At 38.5% G+C, this 18,212-nt stretch carries 22 protein-coding genes, 2 riboswitches and 1 other annotated feature (1 of these 25 cut by a window edge); of the genes, 4 read left to right on the top strand and 18 right to left on the bottom strand.

The genetic code is table 11. The annotated features are described in order from the left end of the window. Positions 1 to 120: a binding site (T-box leader), on the top strand (it extends 119 nt beyond the left edge of the window). 46 nt (positions 121 to 166) lie between these two features. Continuing rightward, positions 167 to 1,156 (top strand): tryptophan--tRNA ligase, encoded by a 990-nt coding sequence (trpS, locus tag FHY47_RS13720; RefSeq protein WP_148630884.1) that lies wholly within the window; start codon positions 167 to 169, stop codon positions 1,154 to 1,156. A 529-nt stretch (positions 1,157 to 1,685) separates the two neighbouring features. On the opposite strand, the gene FHY47_RS13715 is transcribed toward trpS, so the two are convergent. From FHY47_RS13715 to FHY47_RS13700, 4 genes are all read right to left on the bottom strand, one after another. Next, complete coding sequence (locus FHY47_RS13715) at positions 1,686 to 2,447, bottom strand: YjbA family protein (protein ID WP_066101471.1); 762 nt, start codon at positions 2,445 to 2,447, stop codon at positions 1,686 to 1,688. A 105-nt stretch (positions 2,448 to 2,552) separates the two neighbouring features. Further along, complete coding sequence (locus FHY47_RS13710) at positions 2,553 to 3,323, bottom strand: DUF2268 domain-containing putative Zn-dependent protease (protein WP_066101474.1); 771 nt, start codon at positions 3,321 to 3,323, stop codon at positions 2,553 to 2,555. Positions 3,324 to 3,444: 121 nt separating this feature from the next. Then, the gene (gene fabF / locus FHY47_RS13705) at positions 3,445 to 4,686 is read right to left on the bottom strand and encodes a beta-ketoacyl-ACP synthase II (protein ID WP_139891431.1); all 1,242 of its coding nucleotides are present in this window, start codon (positions 4,684 to 4,686) and stop codon (positions 3,445 to 3,447) included. A 33-nt stretch (positions 4,687 to 4,719) separates the two neighbouring features. Continuing rightward, complete coding sequence (locus FHY47_RS13700) at positions 4,720 to 5,655, bottom strand: beta-ketoacyl-ACP synthase III (RefSeq protein ID WP_066101479.1); 936 nt, start codon at positions 5,653 to 5,655, stop codon at positions 4,720 to 4,722. A 185-nt stretch (positions 5,656 to 5,840) separates the two neighbouring features. Between FHY47_RS13700 and FHY47_RS13695 the strand changes: the two genes are divergently transcribed. Next, positions 5,841 to 6,086 carry a hypothetical protein gene (locus FHY47_RS13695; protein ID WP_148630882.1) on the top strand — a complete coding sequence of 82 codons (246 nt, stop codon included), beginning with the start codon at positions 5,841 to 5,843 and terminating at the stop codon, positions 6,084 to 6,086. A gap of 7 nt (positions 6,087 to 6,093) precedes the next feature. Here the strand turns inward: FHY47_RS13695 and FHY47_RS13690 are convergent, their stop codons facing one another. The 3 genes from FHY47_RS13690 to FHY47_RS13680 all read right to left on the bottom strand — a co-directional run bounded on the left by FHY47_RS13690 (position 6,094) and on the right by FHY47_RS13680 (position 7,893). Then, a complete protein-coding gene (locus FHY47_RS13690) occupies positions 6,094 to 6,282 on the bottom strand; it encodes a ComZ family protein (RefSeq protein ID WP_066101485.1) in 189 nt (62 codons plus the stop codon). 76 nt (positions 6,283 to 6,358) lie between these two features. Next, positions 6,359 to 7,111 carry a Rossmann-fold NAD(P)-binding domain-containing protein gene (locus FHY47_RS13685; protein WP_066101488.1) on the bottom strand — a complete coding sequence of 251 codons (753 nt, stop codon included), beginning with the start codon at positions 7,109 to 7,111 and terminating at the stop codon, positions 6,359 to 6,361. Between the two features lie 59 nt (positions 7,112 to 7,170). Continuing rightward, positions 7,171 to 7,893, bottom strand: a complete 723-nt coding sequence (locus tag FHY47_RS13680) for an alpha/beta fold hydrolase (RefSeq protein WP_077247958.1) — start codon at positions 7,891 to 7,893, stop codon at positions 7,171 to 7,173. A gap of 264 nt (positions 7,894 to 8,157) precedes the next feature. On the opposite strand from FHY47_RS13680, the gene FHY47_RS13675 reads away from it, so the two are divergent. Beyond that, entirely contained in the window at positions 8,158 to 8,349 is a 192-nt protein-coding gene (locus tag FHY47_RS13675; RefSeq protein ID WP_066101490.1) for a YjzD family protein, read from the top strand. A 25-nt stretch (positions 8,350 to 8,374) separates the two neighbouring features. Here FHY47_RS13675 and FHY47_RS13670 read toward each other — a convergent pair whose 3' ends face one another. The 7 genes from FHY47_RS13670 to FHY47_RS13640 all read right to left on the bottom strand — a co-directional run bounded on the left by FHY47_RS13670 (position 8,375) and on the right by FHY47_RS13640 (position 14,606). Continuing rightward, the gene (locus FHY47_RS13670) at positions 8,375 to 8,560 is read right to left on the bottom strand and encodes a YjzC family protein (RefSeq protein ID WP_066101493.1); all 186 of its coding nucleotides are present in this window, start codon (positions 8,558 to 8,560) and stop codon (positions 8,375 to 8,377) included. A 46-nt stretch (positions 8,561 to 8,606) separates the two neighbouring features. Beyond that, positions 8,607 to 9,569, bottom strand: a complete 963-nt coding sequence (gene argF, locus FHY47_RS13665) for an ornithine carbamoyltransferase (protein WP_140461155.1) — start codon at positions 9,567 to 9,569, stop codon at positions 8,607 to 8,609. Positions 9,570 to 9,626: 57 nt separating this feature from the next. Beyond that, the gene (locus FHY47_RS13660) at positions 9,627 to 10,790 is read right to left on the bottom strand and encodes an acetylornithine transaminase (protein ID WP_066101497.1); all 1,164 of its coding nucleotides are present in this window, start codon (positions 10,788 to 10,790) and stop codon (positions 9,627 to 9,629) included. After that, a complete protein-coding gene (gene argB / locus FHY47_RS13655; protein ID WP_139891437.1) occupies positions 10,790 to 11,560 on the bottom strand; it encodes an acetylglutamate kinase in 771 nt (256 codons plus the stop codon). The genes FHY47_RS13660 and argB overlap by 1 nt, the downstream gene beginning before the upstream one ends. A gap of 14 nt (positions 11,561 to 11,574) precedes the next feature. Continuing rightward, positions 11,575 to 12,801 (bottom strand): bifunctional ornithine acetyltransferase/N-acetylglutamate synthase, encoded by a 1,227-nt coding sequence (gene argJ, locus FHY47_RS13650; protein WP_066101503.1) that lies wholly within the window; start codon positions 12,799 to 12,801, stop codon positions 11,575 to 11,577. Positions 12,802 to 12,826: 25 nt separating this feature from the next. Next, a complete protein-coding gene (gene argC / locus FHY47_RS13645) occupies positions 12,827 to 13,864 on the bottom strand; it encodes an N-acetyl-gamma-glutamyl-phosphate reductase (RefSeq protein ID WP_148630880.1) in 1,038 nt (345 codons plus the stop codon). A 535-nt stretch (positions 13,865 to 14,399) separates the two neighbouring features. After that, positions 14,400 to 14,606, bottom strand: coding sequence for a twin-arginine translocase TatA/TatE family subunit (locus FHY47_RS13640; protein WP_066101510.1), 207 nt, complete (start codon positions 14,604 to 14,606; stop codon positions 14,400 to 14,402). A gap of 220 nt (positions 14,607 to 14,826) precedes the next feature. Between FHY47_RS13640 and FHY47_RS13635 the strand changes: the two genes are divergently transcribed. Next, positions 14,827 to 15,495 carry an MOSC domain-containing protein gene (locus FHY47_RS13635; protein WP_077247959.1) on the top strand — a complete coding sequence of 223 codons (669 nt, stop codon included), beginning with the start codon at positions 14,827 to 14,829 and terminating at the stop codon, positions 15,493 to 15,495. Between the two features lie 117 nt (positions 15,496 to 15,612). Here the strand turns inward: FHY47_RS13635 and FHY47_RS13630 are convergent, their stop codons facing one another. The 4 genes from FHY47_RS13630 to FHY47_RS13620 form a co-directional block, all read right to left on the bottom strand. Continuing rightward, positions 15,613 to 16,083: a GNAT family N-acetyltransferase gene (locus FHY47_RS13630; RefSeq protein ID WP_254654683.1), complete on the bottom strand. Its 471-nt coding sequence runs from the start codon at positions 16,081 to 16,083 to the stop codon at positions 15,613 to 15,615. Between the two features lie 183 nt (positions 16,084 to 16,266). Next, on the bottom strand, positions 16,267 to 16,401 hold the full coding sequence (locus FHY47_RS19305) for a hypothetical protein (RefSeq protein WP_257468970.1): 135 nt from the start codon (positions 16,399 to 16,401) through the stop codon (positions 16,267 to 16,269). Between the two features lie 222 nt (positions 16,402 to 16,623). After that, a riboswitch (TPP riboswitch) is annotated at positions 16,624 to 16,726 on the bottom strand. A 65-nt stretch (positions 16,727 to 16,791) separates the two neighbouring features. Then, positions 16,792 to 16,893: riboswitch (TPP riboswitch) on the bottom strand. 150 nt (positions 16,894 to 17,043) lie between these two features. Beyond that, entirely contained in the window at positions 17,044 to 17,352 is a 309-nt protein-coding gene (locus FHY47_RS13625; RefSeq protein ID WP_066101520.1) for a metal-sulfur cluster assembly factor, read from the bottom strand. Positions 17,353 to 17,423: 71 nt separating this feature from the next. Beyond that, positions 17,424 to 18,188: a prolyl oligopeptidase family serine peptidase gene (locus tag FHY47_RS13620; RefSeq protein ID WP_066101523.1), complete on the bottom strand. Its 765-nt coding sequence runs from the start codon at positions 18,186 to 18,188 to the stop codon at positions 17,424 to 17,426. Positions 18,189 to 18,212 lie beyond the last annotated feature (24 nt).

Below are 18,212 nucleotides of genomic sequence, written 5' to 3'. Positions count from 1 at the left end.
AGTATGACAGGACGTTTGCCCGCGTTACTGGGCAAGAATATCTTTTTGGATATTCCTGAGTGGTTTATGTATAGAACGTAAACAATTAGGGTGGTACCGCGAATCCCATTCGTCCCTTTTAATAGTGGAGACGAATGGGATTTTTTATATTGAAAGGAGAATGAAAATGAGTATTATTTTTTCTGGCATTCAGCCAACCGGTCTGGTGACCCTTGGTAATTATATAGGAGCATTACGGCAGTTCGTAGAATTGCAAAATGATTCCCATTGTTACTTTTGCATAGTTGATCACCATGCGATTACGGTTCCGCAGGATCGCCTCGAACTAAGAAAGAACATTCGAAATCTTGCAGCCCTTTATCTGGCTGTTGGGATTGATCCTGAGAAAGCGACAATTTTTATCCAATCTGAGGTTCCCGCTCATACAGAAGCCGGATGGATTATGCAATGTAATACTTCTATTGGTGAACTTGAGCGAATGACTCAATATAAAGATAAATCTAAATCACAGGTATCTGTTTCAGCCGGTCTTCTGACTTATCCTCCATTGATGGCTGCTGATATCCTTTTATATCAAACCAACATTGTTCCAGTAGGCGATGATCAAAAACAGCATGTTGAATTGACACGTGATATTGCTGAACGCTTCAATAAAAAATATGGAGATGTCTTTACAATCCCTGATATCCAACTACCTGCTTCAGGGGCGCGAATCATGGCTTTACAGGAGCCAACCAAAAAAATGAGCAAATCCGATCCAAATAAAAAATCAACTATTTCTTTATTAGATGATCTAAAGCAGGTTGAGAAGAAAATCAAGAGTGCGGTTACGGATTCAGAAGGAATCGTGAAATTCGACAAGGAAAATAAACCAGGTATTTCAAACCTTCTATCCATTCACTCTGCACTAAGCGGTGAAAGCATAGAATCCATTGAAAAACGCTTTGTAGGTAAGGGATATGGAGATTTTAAAGCAGAGGTTGCCAATGTAGTGGTTGAAACACTACTACCTATTCAGGAACGTCATCAGGAATTACTGAATTCCCCTGAATTGGATGAAATCCTCGACAAAGGAGCTCTCGAGGCAAATAAAGCTGCTAATAAAACATTACGAAAAATGAAAAACGCAATTGGTTTAGGTCGTAAAAGAAGATAAAGATTGTTCTAAATTAAAGTGCTGAAGCTAGATTTGTATTGAATCTAGCTTCAGCACTTTTTTATTATATTCGGCTTCAGGGCCTAGGAACTCGAGTCATAAGCAAATACTCTGCGGAGGCCAACAGGATGTTGGTCACAAAGACGTTGCCACACGATGTGGCGCTTTTAGTCTTCGTTCCTTAAGTTAGTTTCAGCTTTTATTCAATCTAGCTTCGGCTCCTAGCTCCTCGAGGTCATAAGTGTAGCCACTACGGAGGCCAACAGCATGTTGGTCACAAAGACGTTGCCACACGATGTGGCGCTTTTAGTTTTCGTTCCTTAAGTTAGTTTCAGGTTTTTATTCAATCTAGCTTCGGCTCCTAGCTCCTCGAGGTCATAAGTGTAGCCACTACGGGAGGAAAGAGCGCCTCCCTACGTGCCTCCTCTTATGCTTGTCGGAGCTGAACAGTCGCCTCAGCTTTTTACTTAATCTAGCTTCGGCTCCTAGGAGCTTGAGTCATAAGCTTTTTATATAAAAAAACCATCCATTACAGCATGGATGGTCGATCTCCTACTTCTATTTCCCAGAGCTTTTCGAAAAATGGTTGGCCTTTTATTAAACGTTCACATAACATGGCGTGTTTTTCTGACCAGCCTATCTTCATTTCCGAGTATAGCTTGTGCCATATTTCATCAAAATCCATTTTTAAAACTGTTGAATATTGTTCAGGCGCCCATTCTGTATACCAATAACGAATTTCAGCTGTATTGCTTGAACTTTTTAATTGATCAAGTACCATGAACAATAATTGCTTTAATTGACGTTCCTTGCGTGTTAACCCCAGCATAAAATCAGGAGATGGGGAAAGGATATGATACTCTTTCTTCTGATAATCTGTAATCATTGACTGATAGTCATACTGATGCGCATCCACATTACGTACCATATCATAAGCCAATTGCTCCTGCCTTGGAATTAATCTACTCTTTCGGATTGGTATGGTGTATCCTATCGTATCAATAGCAATGATGCCTGTCCCATCTGTAGCAACAAAACAATAATCCATCGGAAGTCTTTCATGATTCTTCCGAATATACGCCTTCTTATAAACATCCTGTAGAAGACTTGAAGGCAATTCCAATAAATCATTTTCAATGTAGTGAAAAAGAACCGGCTCCAACTTCAAAAGCGGAACCTGGTCAAGTAACTCAACCGTATCCTCTTTCCTCCACTCGTGAAAGCTGCAAATGTTATAACTGTTTTCTTCACCTTCAAACCAATTTACCCAAACATCATGGAGATACAACATTCCCGAATATCCCTCACTTCTATCCTATTTGTCAATCATTATAGGCAAGTTTCCTGTAAAATATTCCTTGTATGAGTGGCAAATTGATTTTCTTTGCATAGTGAATTATCCATTGATTATTTTATCAGTAGAAAGACCAATCATATCCCTAGTCTTCATGGAATGAAGATCTGCATAATCCTTTACAAGTTTGTAACCTGCCGCATATCCGGCCATTTTTGGCATTGTACCATGCCCAAATAACAACTTATCATGAAGGGGATCAGATCGCTTCATATCAAAGTTCGGTTTGAATTTTTCTGTAATCAGTTCTTCGATTTCCTTCGTTTGATAATTGGTTATCCAAGGCGCCAAATACGATTCACCGCAATATTCTGATACCGCAAATTCTGCAAGACCCTCCATAATAATAGAGTCTGCCAATCTATGCTTAACCTGCCCCCCCAGGGATTCCAATCTCGTTGTATGATGATATTCATGGACAAATAGAGCTTCCAGTTCTTTATCCTTCACCTTCTCCGATATAAATAAAAACAATTTATCAATGAAAGCAATCCCTGATTTATGTTTATTGGGAGAGCGAAATAAGCTGAACACTTCACTTGCCATCGGAAATAGGAAAATAGGAATATCCGGACCATCCCATGCTTTTTTATATTTTTTATGATAAAGTGCGATTCTATGCCACACCTTCCGTTCCTTCATATTTTGATATGTCTTGTTTGTTTTTAGGTTGGGCTGGTATAGGCCAATTCTATTTAAAACTTCAATTAGAACATGTTCTCGCATATTTACTGTGTCTAAAATATTCTCTTCTATTTTTAACCGATCATTAAAGGACTCCTCCAACCATTTATCCGTTCTGATAACTCCCATCCCATTCACCTATCCTGTTTATATTTGAATAGAGCATTATATGAAAGGATATATTTTATGGGAATCAAAATAGCCTCCCTTTTTGGTAGATGAACCAAAAAGAGAGGCCGCTTGAAGTTTTCTATCCGTTATATTTTTTAAAAACGATTGTGGCATTGTGGCCGCCAAATCCAAGTGAATTACTCATCGCACAGTCAACTTGGCGTTTTCTTGCTTCACCCGGGACATAATCAAGATCACACACGGGATCCGGTGTTTCAAGATTAATAGTCGGTGGAATGATACCATTCTTGATTGCCAAAACCGTATAGACTGCTTCAACGCCACCTGCTGCTCCCAATAAATGACCGGTCATCGATTTTGTTGAACTTACTGCCAGTTTATAAGCGTGATCACCAAAGACTGTTTTAATGGCCATCGTTTCATAGGAATCATTGTATTCTGTGCTTGTTCCATGAGCATTAATATAATCAATCTGTTCCGGATCAAGACCTGCATCATCAATAGCCATTTTCATCGCTCTTGCGCCACCTTCTCCTTCAGGGGCTGGAGCGGTTATATGATGGGCATCCCCTGTTGATCCATATCCGACAATTTCAGCATATATCGGCGCATTTCTCGCAATTGCATGTGATAATTCCTCAAGTACGAGAATGCCTGAACCTTCTCCAATAACAAATCCATCTCGATTTTTATCAAATGGACGGCTTGATGTTTTAGGATCTGGGTTAGAGGATAAAGCAGTATTCGCACAGAAACCAGCTACAGACATTTTCGTGATAGGGGCTTCCGCACCTCCTGTAATCATCACATCCGCATCACCGCGCTGGATAACTTTAAACGCATCTCCGATTGAATTCGTTCCTGTAGCACATGCTGTCACCGTACAGGAATTTACCCCTTTAGCTCCGAGAAGTATGGATACTTGTCCTGCAGCCATGTCCGGAATAAGCATCGGCACAAAAAATGGACTGACCCTACGATAGCCTCTTTTTTGAAATGTTTCATATTGCTGTTCGAATGTCTCCATGCCGCCAATTCCGGAACCAATCCATACACCAACACGATTTGCGTTCTCAGGAGTAATCTCCAATTTAGCATCCTCAACTGCCATTTTTGATGCTGCAATCGCATAATGGGTGAACCGGTCCATTTTTCTAGCTTCTTTCCGATCAATAATATCTGTTATCTCAAAGTTTTTTACTTCCCCCGCTGTCTTAGCAGGGTACTCATCCGCATTAACTCTGGTTAATGGCCCGATTCCTGAAACTCCGGCCACTAAGTTTTCCCAGTTCTCCCGGATAGTATTGCCTAAAGGTGATATGGTCCCCATACCTGTCACAACTACACGTTTACTCTCCATTACAATCTCTCCTTGAGTTAATCTCGGCTTTTCTTATTTGCCCCATCGCATCGCAACTGCTCCCCATGTTAAACCGGCTCCAAAACCAACTAATACGAGCAAATCACCGTCTTTTATTTTTCCTGCTTCCACTTCTTCAGCAAGCGCAATCGGAATAGTAGATGACGATGTGTTGCCATATTTATGAATCGTTTTGGACATCTTTTCAATTGGAAGCTCCAATCTTTGTCTCGCAGCTTCCATAATTCGTATATTTGCTTGATGCGGAATTAAAAAGTCTACATCCTCTTTTGTCAAACCTGCTTTATTTAAAACATTGATGGATGATTCACCCATTTGTCTAACTGCAAACTTATACACTTCCCGGCCATTCATCGTGAGATAATCTTGCTTTTTCTCTAAATGAATGCCACCAGAACCGTCCGCTCCAAGCTCGAAAGATAGAATGCCCTTTCCATCACTGACAGGACCCAATACTGCTGCTCCTGCTCCGTCTCCGAATAGTACAGCCGTATTACGGTCATTCCAATCCGTAATTTTTGAAAGCTTTTCCACACCTACTACCAAGATTGTGCGATAGCTGCCTGTCCTAATAAATTGACTTGCAGTTACAATTCCATAGGTAAATCCTGCACAGGCTGCACTAATATCCATAGCTGCTGCATTAACTGCGCCCAATCTTTCTTGAATCATACAGGAAACTGTAGGAAAGGATTGGTCCGGTGTGACAGTTGCCACTAGAATTAATTCAATTTCCTCAGCAGTCACTCCAGCATTCTCCATCGCCCTGACTGCTGCCTCGTAGGCCATATGTGAAGAATCAACGGTATCATCGGCAATTCTTCTTTCTTCTATTCCAGTGCGTGTTCGGATCCATTCATCTGACGTATCAATCTTTTTTTCCAAATCAAAGTTTGTTACCACGTTTTCAGGAAGATATTTGCCAATTCCGATTATGCCAGCATTCATCCTTACACCCCTCTTGCTATATTCATCTGATTATATTATTTGATATTATGACTTGGTACTAATTCTAAAAGAAATCAATCCTTATTGCAACAAATTTTCCGAAAAAGATGAATGAATGTCCATACAAGCCAGCAATATCAACATACATTAATTAGTAAGAATATGTGAAAAACGAGGTGAATGTCTTGAACAATGATCATAGAAACAGGTCAGACAATCAGGAGGCTTTTATTCGATTTATGTTTGGTGATCGTCATACGAAAAATCAGGCGAAGGAAGATCCTCCCCCTGAAGAACAGCAAGCATCCAATATTGATTTCACTAGACTGATGGAACAATCTGATGTTCTAATGTCCACTATCAGCGAATTGAGTCCTTATTTCAAAAAGATTCCATCCCTTATAAGTAAATTTACAAATTTAATCAAGTGAAGGACTTTCACTCACCTTTTTTTAAACGACCATCTTTATATCCTTTTTCATAAGCCTCATCCATAACCGTAAAGAAAATGTCCATAAATGGCTGTAATTGTTGACGATCTATATCTAAGCCCGCTTCACTTAATTTCTTTTTGATTTCTGAATAGTGTTTCATGCCCATTGCCATATATTCAAGCTTCCTCTTCATGTTAACCACCGCCTTTCCAAATAATTGTAAAAACCCCTTAATCATGGTAGAAAGGGGCGATTATATAAAAAGTATTCTAATAGCTCATGAGGTTCCTAATCCTTATATGCTGCTTAACTAAATTGATCCCCACATGCGGGGATATTTTTGTTACCGCTAAATATTCCCTAATGTTCAGCTTTTGAAGGTCAGGATTTCGCTTTTCACCAGTTTCTGCGATAATCCGATAACCAAGCTCTTTTAATAAAAGGTGCCAATGTTCTTTTATATCAGATTGAACCTGGTAGATTCCATGCTCAAATTTTGATATTTCAAAAATAGCTGTAATGGCATCGCTTATATAGATAGCATCTCTTTTGTTTTCTAAATCATATAGCTCAAAAGGAAATTGAGATTGACTAAGACAATTGTAAAAGACGGTATTTTCCGGCTGCCATGGACCGTATACGGTTGGCAATATGATAGTGGTATCCACTCGATTAGGAATATCCTTGTTAACCAATCCCTCTTTATCCATACCTACATAAATAAACGTATCCTCAATTTTTTTAGGGATTTTTTCTACATATTCAAGCCATTTTTCACACTCATTATCCATATCAGTAATATAAAAAAAATAGCCATCCTTTATTTCATTAATAACCTGATCATGTTTCTTTACTTTGAAATTTGAATTTCTACCTAAAAATAATTCTTTTTCTTCCTTTTCTTTTGGATCGACCAAAACAGGTAGATCCACCCCAATAACCTCTACACCCTCTTCCATTAACCTATTGCATATCTCAAATCCAACAAAGGAATACGGAGACAGAACAATATGTTCAGGCATATAAAAACCCCCTGTCGGTTTATATAAATGTATTAAACCAACCCGAGGGTTATTCAGATTTATAAATCTTTTTCATGGTTTTTAAAAAAGGAATTGATTTGATAAGGAATAATATATCTTTTTTCCGGTGTAATATACTTAATTTCTGATGAAGGATGATTGTTAATGAATGAGCTATATTTAACCGGCAGGTTGCTTTCCAGCCTATCGAGGACGTGCACGATTAAGACCGGCATATCTTTTCCTAATGTCGTATCCGGCTTCTTCTCCATCCATTCTTTAAATGTATGATCATCCAAATGGTAGGCTTGGTACAATTCTTTTTTCATTTTCTTAAAGAAAAATTTATTTATTTCTTCTTTTTCATAGCTCTGTTTTACGGATAATATGGGATTTAGTAATACAACAGATCGTACTTTTTCTTTTAATTTATGACAAATTGTATCTAACACCAACGCGCCAGTTCCTTCCGCTATGATATGAATTCTTTCGTTTACGATTTCCTTGCGGATAAAAAATGCATACATTTCCATAGCTAAATCTGCAGCTTCAGCATTACCCCAATGCGCACCGGATAAATAAGAGCTAAAAACCGTATACCCTCTCTTCAACAGATACTCAAGCATTTGTTTTTTGCCTGGATGATCCAGCCAAAAATTAGCTTTTTCATTTATATAATGCTTATCTCCACCGAGTAACATAATGGCAAAGCCACTCGGTTGTTCCGGGTAAAAAATGGTTGTCCATTCTTTATTCAGTTGAAACGTTTTGTGATTTATCATAGCTTTCCCCTCAAATAACCTTAGTCCATGTTAATGTATGTCACTATAAATCAATTTGTCCGGGCTATTTATCTCTCTGATTGCTTAGAATAACCATTTATTTTTTAACTTGTATTCATAATCAATTGCATTTTGGGCTATGTTATGATAAAACCCAAAGTAATAAAGTACAAACCATATTTACCTAAATAATTTAAATTGTTTCCAGTGTTACGTATGGTATGATAAAATAATAACGGATTGTAGATGAACGGGGTGAGAAAATTGAAATATATTTTGACATTTATATGGACATTTGCATTAACACATATGGTGATTTATGTAACAAGCTCAATGGTTGAAGGCGGTAAATACGATTTCAATACAGCTTCCATTCTTAGTGTGGTCATTACCCTATTAATTTTAGTGGTTTCAGCTGTAATACCAAATGATCCGGTACAGGAATCCGGACATTAATTCATTTTCAAAAAAGGGCCGCTAATTAGCGGCCCTTTTTTGATACATATGTCCAATGACGATCATCATTGGTTGTCTCAGGAAAATACTCTCCTGCTTTCAGCTTAATCTTCTTTGGGTTAACGACATTGCTGCCAGTCTCCCCTATTTCGATATATTCACCATTATTTGGTGCCTTTTGTCCATGTTTAAAATGACGATTCTGTCCCAAAAAAATCCCTCCTTTTGTTCTAGAATCCCCAATTATTGTTCAACTATTAGTTAGGTTTGACCATTAAATCAACCAAAAGTGCTTTTTGAGCATGTAAACGATTTCCCGCCTGTTTAATGACAATGGAATTAGATGAGTCAATAATGGAAGATGTCACCTCTTCACCGCGATGTGCTGGTAAGCAGTGCATAAATAAATAATCGAGTTTGGCGCCAGCAGCCAATTGCTCATTTACCTGAAATTTTTTAAAATCTTCCAGCCTTTTTTCATTTTCTTTTTCTTGGCCCATGCTGGTCCAAACATCACAATAAATAACATCAGCTTCCTTAACAGCAGCCTCTGGATCGTGAAACAGTTCTATTTTCCCTCCATTGATTATTGCTTCAGTCATAGCTTTCTCGACCAAAAGAGGATCTGGTTCATAACCAGGAGGCGTTGCAATCGCAATTTGCATACCCGATTTAACAGCAGCCATCATCAAAGAATTGGCAACATTATTCCCATCACCGATATAAGCGAGCTTGATTCCCTGGAGAGTTCCTTTCTCTTCCTTAATCGTTAACAAGTCAGCCAATGCCTGGCATGGATGCTCAAGGTCAGTCAATCCGTTAATAACCGGCACACTGGAGCTTGTTGCCAATGTTTCCGCTCTATCATGGCCAGTAGTACGTATCATGATTGCATCCACATATTCTGATAACACTTGTGCTGTGTCTGAAATCGGTTCACCTCTGCCAAGCTGCGTGTCATTTCTACTTAAGAAAATGGCATGACCCCCTAGCTGAAGCATGCCTGCTTCGAAAGAAACCCGTGTCCTTGTTGAATTTTTTTCAAAGATCATCCCCAATATTTTCCCCTTTAATGGGGTATCCAAATATCCTTTATTTAGCCTTTCTTTTAAATCCATTGCGAGCTCCAATAATTCATTCAATTGCTGCGCCGTAATGGCTTCCATGGATAAAAAATCTTTTTGACTGATTATTCGTTTAGTTCCATACAGTAGTTTCATATCTGCCTTTCCTCTCACTTGAAATTTATAGACTATACGAACGAGGCATCAGATAACTTAGGCCTTCGTCATTGTTAGATTGGTTTTGCATACTTCCTTTAAAATGGCTAAAGCTAATAAAAGCTCATCTCGTGAAACAGTCAACGGAGGAAGCAAACGAATCACATGCGAGCCGGCTTGTAAGACAAATAATTGATGTTCAATTATTTGTTTAATATAGGGAGCTACTTCTTCCTTTAATTCAATCCCGATCATCAGACCCTCTCCCCTGATCTCTTTTATAACCGGGATATCCTCGGCTGCTATCTTCAGTTCACTAATAAACCACTCAGCTTTATCTCTGATTTCTGCTAAAAATTGAGGATTGCTTATTTGATTCAACACCACTTTGCTTGCCGCCAATGATACTGGATTTCCGCCAAAGGTAGAACCATGAACACCTTTGCCGAATGATTCTTTCAGCTCTTTTTTGGCTACCATCGCACCTATGGGCAGACCATTAGCAAGACCCTTAGCTGTGGTCACAATATCCGGTTTGATTCCCTTATACTTTAAATAAGCATAAGGATAGCCTGTTCTCCCATTTCCCGTTTGAACTTCATCAATAATCAGCAATATATTGTTCTCATTGCATAGTTGGTTAATACTCTTTAAAAAGCCCTCATCAATAAGAATAATCCCGCCTTCACCTTGAATGATCTCTACCATAATAGCCGCTACATCTTCATCTATAGCCTTATGGACTGCATCAATATCATTAAATGGAACATAAACAAAGCCTTCCAGTAATGGGCCAAATCCATCATGGATACTACTTTGTCCAGTAGCAGCCATTGCTCCAAATGTACGACCGTGAAAAGATTGTTGGAATGTAATGATTTTCGTTTTTCCAGTTGCTCTTCTGGCCAGCTTTAGTGCCGCTTCATTTGCTTCTGCACCGCTATTGCAAAAGAAAACACCATCCAATCCGGTAAGCTCGTTCAGCTTTAATGCCACTTCTTCCTGGATGGGAAGCTGAAACAAATTGGACGTATGCCAGAACAGTTCCATTTGTGCCTCGACAGATTTTTTGACTTCATCATTTTTATGCCCGAGATTAACCACACCAATACCGGATGTAAAATCAAGATATTTCTTTCCGCCCTCTGCTTCAATCCATGAGCCATCCGCTTTTATTGGTGTGATATCCCATTTTTTGTAGACCGGTAATAGCGCAGACATCACATCACCCTCTCCTCAGCTCCAAGGAATGTACCCTGCCATTTTTCATCAGCAAAGAATCTGGATACACCGCTTGTAATTAATATTGTTGACGCACCTTGCTTTTTAGCAGATAAAGCAGCCTGCACTTTTGGAATCATCCCACCATATATCGTTCCCTGATCAATCATTTGGGTGATTTCTGATTCTGTTATATGCTCAATGGTTTTTGTACCATTCCTTATTCCATTGACATCCGTTATAAAAATGCACATTTCAGCTCTTAGGGCTGCCGCAACAGCACCAGCAGCGGAATCTGCATTTACATTAAGCTTTCGTCCTTCTTTTGACATGGAAATCGGGGTGAGTACGGGATAGACCCCATTCGATAACAGACTCTCTAAAAGATGGCTGTTTACCTTTTTAATCATTCCTACCTCACCAAGCTCTGCTTTATTAATATACTCCGCCTCTAATATGAATCCGTCCGACCCATTTATTCCGATTGTTTGAAACCCTTTTGATTGTAATTTATGCACAAGCTGCCTATTCGTCTTCCCAGCAAGGACAAGCTCTGCTATCTCAAGGACCTTGACAGATGTTTTTCTTAAACCCTTTTCAAACTGAACAGGGATCTCAAATTTAGCGAGCATATCATTTATATCTGGTCCGCCCCCATGGACGAATACAAAGGAATATCCTTTATCCTCCAGTTCCCTTAAACTATTGAAAAAATGATCGGTTAATTGATCAATAATGCTTCCCCCGCATTTGACAACAATTATCTTCATCCAAACATCTCCCCTTAAGTTCGATAGCTTGCATTAATTTTTACATAATCATACGTAAGGTCGCATCCCCATGCAGTTCCGGTGCCGAGTCCATCTGTCAATTCGATTCTGATTTGGACTTCATTGCCTAGTAAATAATCACGAGCTTTTTCCTCATCAAAAATAATGGGTGCACCAAAATGGAGAACCTCCACCGGTCCGAAAAAAATGCTTACCCGGTCCTGATTAAAAGGGATATTGCTTCTCCCCATCGCTCCGACAATCCTGCCCCAATTGGCATCGGCCCCATAAACAGCTGTTTTCACTAAATTTGATCCTATGACTGTTTTTGCAAGTGCTTGAGCCTCTTGGTCTGTTTCTGCTCCTTTTACAACCACTTCAACCAGCTTGGTGGCACCTTCACCATCACGCGCGATTTGTTTTGCCAACGATTCGGAAACCTCTTTTAATAAATATACAAAGCGATTCCACTCCGGATGCTTTTCAGAGAGCATTTGATTTTCTGCCATTCCATTTGCCATAACAACAACCATATCATTGGTTGAAGTATCTCCATCGACTGTAATTTGATTAAACGAAACATTTGTCACAGTTCTTAATGCTCTTTGCAAGGAACTCTGTTCCACATTTGCATCCGTTGTAATAAACCCAAGCATCGTTGCCATATTAGGATGAATCATGCCAGATCCCTTTGCCGCTCCTCCCATTGAAACGACAACCCCATCGATTATAGTTTGAAAAGCACAGCTCTTGGTCTTTGTATCCGTTGTCAGAATAGCCTCTTCAAAATGTTCAGCTCCCGCCTCCTGATCTGTCAGATGAATATTTTCAATTCCAGTGCATATCTTATCAATCTCTAAAAATTCACCAATCACTCCAGTAGAAGCAACCGCCACGTAGGACGGAGGTATGTGTAATTTATCCGCTACATGTGATCGCATACAATAGGCATCCTTCAATCCACGTTCTCCGGTACAAGCGTTAGCGCACGCACTATTTACTACGACTGCCTGCAGTTTTCCTTCTATTTTCAAACTTTCCTTAGTAACAAGGATTGGAGCTGCCTGGTAAGTGTTTAACGTATATACGGCTGCTGCATTCGCTGGAACAGTCGAATATAAAATAGCTAGATCATTACGCGCGTAGCGTAAGCCTGCATGGATTCCTTCTGCCTGATATCCTTTTGGTATAAGAATACCTCCTTTTACTGCCTTAATGTCCCCATTCATTAGCACCTTCATAGATTATCTCCACTCCCTTTGTTCCTTAAGGATAGACTGGATAAAAACGTAAACCTTCTGTTTCTTCAAGTCCCATCATAATATTTGCGTTGTGAATCGCTTGGCCTGCTGCTCCTTTGACGAGATTATCAATTACAGAAACGACGGTGACTCTTCCTGTCCTCTCATCCATTCTGAAACCTATATCGCAAAAATTGGAGCCATACACTTCCTTTGTCGATGAAAAGCTATTTTCACCCCTATAACGAATAAAGAATTCATTTTGGTAAGCTGTTAGAAAAGCATTATGAATATGTTCAGCTGTTACTTCAGGCTTTACCTTTGCATGCATCGTCACCATTATTCCACGTGTCATAGGAATGAGATGAGTAGTAAACATAATAGGCGCCAGCTCAGAGTCCCATTCTGATAATTGTTGCTCTATTTCAGGTACATGCTGATGTTGATGTACTTTATAGATTGATAGGTTATCATTTACATGGGCATAATGTTTCGAATCATTACTCTTTTTACCTGCTCCTGAAACACCTGATTTAGCATCAATAATAATGTCAGATGATTCAATTAATTCATTTGATAAAAGCGGAACCAATCCTAACAAAGTAGCTGTCGGGTAACAGCCAGGATTTGCGATTAAACGGCTCTCACGGATTGCTGCCCGATTCCATTCAGATAGTCCATACACACTATTTTGTAATAAATCGTTTGATGGCGGTGATCCTTTATACCACTTTTCATATAATTCTCCGCTTTTCAACCTATGATCTCCGGATAAATCTATAATTTTCAAGCCTTTCTTATACAGTTCCGGAACAAGTTCCTTTGATACGCCACTGGGCATTGCCAAAAATACAAGTTCACTTTGTTTAGCAATTAGCCCTGGATCCACTTCACTTAAAACATGGGGAATCAGTCCAAAATGCTGTCTATTTTCATGATCAAGTCGATTACCTGCACTCGAAGATGAATATACAGCCGTTAAATGGAATGTTGGATGACTCGAAAGTAAACGTATTAATTCCATTCCACTATATCCTGTAGCCCCTACAACAGATACATTCATGTTTCCACCCCATCCATTGATTGTATATTCTGTAATATCTATCTATTATAGTATGTATATTTATAAAATCAAATGTATTTTTATTTATTTTCAGAAAAATAGTCATCTGCCTAATGTATATAGTTCAAAATATATAACTTCATCATCATTAAACTATGTCAAAGGTAGTATTATGACCTTGATTACTTTTCCATAAATTTTTCAAACAATTACCCCTTACCTTTCATTTTATAGTCTACAAATGCTGTTATTCACTGCCAGACAGGTTAAATAATGACCTAATTATTTATTCGTCGCTTTAAAAGCTATTCATTTAACAAAAAAATAAAAACTCCATTTTGAAAAAAGATTCAAAATGGAGTTTCCTTTATACATAGTTATATAAAAAGATTGTCTTTTACTACTATATCCTCATTACCGTGTACTCTATATATTGCTGCATCTTTGGGCACTACTCTAGGAAGAAACTAAAAACCACCCCTGCCTGCAAAATAAAGGGTGGTTTATCATAGTACTTTTTAATTTTTATGAAACATTAAGGATTTGGCGTTTTCTCAATATTGACCTTATTGTTCTTTTTAACTTCATCATCATCTTCTATTATATCTTTTGTAGCATTTTTAAACTCTTTTAATGTTTTCCCAAATGCCCTTCCTATTTCAGGAAGCTTTGATGGCCCAAATATCATTAATGCGAGAACTAATATAAGAATAAGCCCAGGTACTCCAATATTTGAAAACATATTATTCTCTCCCATCTCAATCTATCTCTACTAAACATTAGCATGTTCACATAGCTATCCTACCATTCTCTTCATTGAAAAACAAATAATGGAATTTCCTTATTATTAGTTTGCCAGGTATACTTTTCCCTAAGGGTATGGCACTATTTTTAATTTTGTAATAAGTTGCGTCTATGCGGAATAGACTGTCTTTATTTTTGCTATTATTAAAGAAATAAAGATGAGAGAGGGGATTAGCTTGATCAGCGGAACAATCGAGTCAATACGTGTAGGAAAACCTGCATCTCTGCATTATAAGAGTAAAATTGTACAATCTGCTATCTATAAAGATGAAGTCCACCATCCCATACATGTTTCAAAGACCAACTTAGAAGGTGATAAACAAAGTGACCTTAATCATCACGGAGGTCCTGATAAAGCAATATGTGTATATCCCTCAGAACATTACCCTTACTGGTCAGAGAAAATCGGACAATTATTTAAAGCAGGGGATTTTGGAGAAAATTTAACTATATTTGGATTAACGGAGGATAAGGTTAGGATTGGCGACATTCTTAAGGCAGATGGCTGCCTATTTCAAGTTACCCAACCACGGGAACCCTGTTATAAAATTGCCGCTCGGCATAATATAGACCAATTACCTTTTTGGATTAGAGCAAGTGGCTATTCGGGCTATTATTTACGAGTTTTGGAGGAGGGTATCCTTACTAAAGGTTCTGTCATTGAAATTATCGATCGAGCCCCACAGAGCATTACGATTGCATATGCCAATCAAATTATGCATCATGACTCCAGCAATAGAGAGGCCATCCAAAGTATCCTTTCCGTCGATGCTTTATCAGAAAGCTGGAAAGAGAAATTTAGTAGGGTCTTAGCTTCGGCTAAATAATATACATCTTTTATGGAGACTGGCCGTCACATTCATATGCCCAGTCTCTAATTCTTCATTTTATAGATAAACTGCAAATATGAAATCACTTCCCAAAATGATATGCGCTACTACCTACTACTTATTTAATTGAAGTTTTCTTTCTAAACGAATCATGTCCCGGCATAACATACCATTTTCATAGATTGGCTCAGGATAATTCCTACTAAAATAATCATGATCGATACCCATAATTCTAAAACCAACCTTTTGATAGAGTGCAAGTTGATAGATACTGGAATTTCCAGTACCTATTTCTGCGATGCGATACCCTTTGGCAGCTGAAAACGAACAAGCATACTCAATCAGGGCCTTCGCATATCCTCTGCCCCGCCATTTTTCATCTACGGATAGATTCATAATTTCTACTCGTTCCGTTGTTTTGGGAGTTACAATAATAATTCCTGCTATATCATCATCACTAAGAAGTTCAAAGGTATAGCCTGTATCGCTATATTTTTCGATTTGCTGTCTTGAAGGATCTGCCTCCATTAACAACCGCCAGTGTTTTTCGGTAATTTCCGTACATATGCGAATATTCCCTATCACTCTTCTCTATCCCTTCTTCTATCCTTCTCTTCTGTGCATGGTTTTAGGATTCATAAATACCTATATTAACTGTAAACCATCTATCTATAATCTTCCTATATTCTTGATCAATTCACCAAATCTTTTTTCTAATATGTAAAAAGGCGATTCATTGCTATATAGCTGATCGCCTTTTTACAGGAATTAAATGCTTTCCTCCTCATCATGATAAGCAATCAGAATAATATCTTGGCCTAATTGCTCGCTGAGTTTTTCCTGGTACTCATTTAATTGCCTTACCTGTTCTTCATTTAATTGGACTAGGTCATATTCACGCATGTTTGTTATGCCTCCTATCAAGAATAATAGCGGAAGAGATTCTCACTCTTTCACTTTTATCCTTCCCATAAACCCTAATTCATTTCATGATACTTAACATACAAACTGCTGCTTAAACGATTCGACCGCTTGAAGTGGATAATCACTTAAAGCAATAGCAGAAACAACAGCCACTCCATCTGCACCAGGTATTTCCTATACTAAAAAAGGGTCTCGCATCAACAAAGTGATGTTATCGCTCCCTACGTCAGTATTAACTGTACAGGTTCAAAGGGTCAGGTTTTAACCTTCTCAACTCGCAATTTGAGTCCCCCCGCAATCAACTATTTAATTGGAAACAAAAAAGCTCTTCTATACATCTTAAAAGAGCTTTTCGCACATATCGAGTAGACTTATGTACTTCATGCTCCCTGCGCCAGTATTAACTGACAGGTTCAAAGGGTCAGGTTTTAACCTTCTCAACTCGTAACAAGAGTCCCCCTGCAAATAATTTGATTATTTTAACTTTATCAGAAATAAAAACCAATTCCAATAGGACCAACCGATTCTATTAACCCAGTTGATATTTGAATATCTTAAAGATATTTTTTTTCATAAAAAAGAGAGCCTTAAACTCAGCTCTCCAAATATATTCAATCTTTATTATTGTATACCCAAGGCAATTTTCGCATAACGTGACATACGATCCTTTGTCCATGCCGGTGTCCAAACAATGTCTACTTCTACGTTTTTCACTTCAGGCAATTCCTTTAATGCATAACGTACTTGATCGACAATGGTACCTGCCAATGGACAGCCCATCGCGGTTAAGGTCATCGTTACTGTCACATCGCCTTCGTCGGTCATATCGACATTATAGACTAGGCCTAGGTTTACTATATCAATTCCCAATTCAGGGTCCAAAACTTCTTCCAATGCACTCATAAGGCTATCTTTCATATCTTGATCCATGTTAAATCTCCTTCCTCAACGTTCTTGTTTCAATCCTACCAAATTTCACTTAATCTGACCATTCTTAATCCTTATACAAGATTCTCTTCTATCCAGTTAACGGCCTGCAGTAATCCACTTCTAGTAACAGCATGACCGGCCGTCTTATCAGATATGTAAGTAATTCTGCCAGAATCTACTTTTTCCTGGAGGTTTTCAACAAACGCACGGCCACCTGCAATCGGTACAATAGGATCCTTTTCCCCATGCCAGAAGAAAAGAGGGCGATTATTTAGTTTATCGGGCTGCAAGGATAAATCAAGTTCTTCAAGAGTACTGAATACTTTCAATTTCTCTTCCTCCGTAAACCCTAAATCAATCCCCTGTTTTTCAAATTCCTCCACTTGATACTGCGCAAACTCTTTATATTCCGGGTTTCCCATCAGACTGACTCCCACACGAATCCAATCATATTGAGTTAGTGCGCCAAGTGTCGTGATTGCACCCATAGATGTACCGCCAAGACCAATACAATCATAAATCGCTAATCCATGCTCTGTAATATATTTTTTGATCATATGCAATTCTTTTATAGAGGAAATAACAATTTTCCAAAATGAACTCGATAAATCCTTCTTCATGTCCCGTTCCTCTCGTTCACCGTGCAAGTATGCTTCAGGCAAAAATACTCTAAACCCCTTTTCCGCCAGAAGATAAGCATAGTGCAGATTATGCTCTTTTGCACTGGTAAAACCGTGAAGAAAAATAAATCCGGGGAGAGGTACATTATTCATATCCTGCTTACCTACTATAAGCATTGGAATATGTTCAACATATACTTTCTCTACTTGTATCATTATTATTCCCCTTCTCTATATATT

It is taken from the genome of Bacillus sp. E214 (assembly GCF_008087365.1).
Classification (GTDB): domain Bacteria; phylum Bacillota; class Bacilli; order Bacillales; family Pradoshiaceae; genus Pradoshia.
Note: the sequence above shows the minus strand (reverse complement) of the source record. Positions and strands in the feature narration are given on the sequence as shown.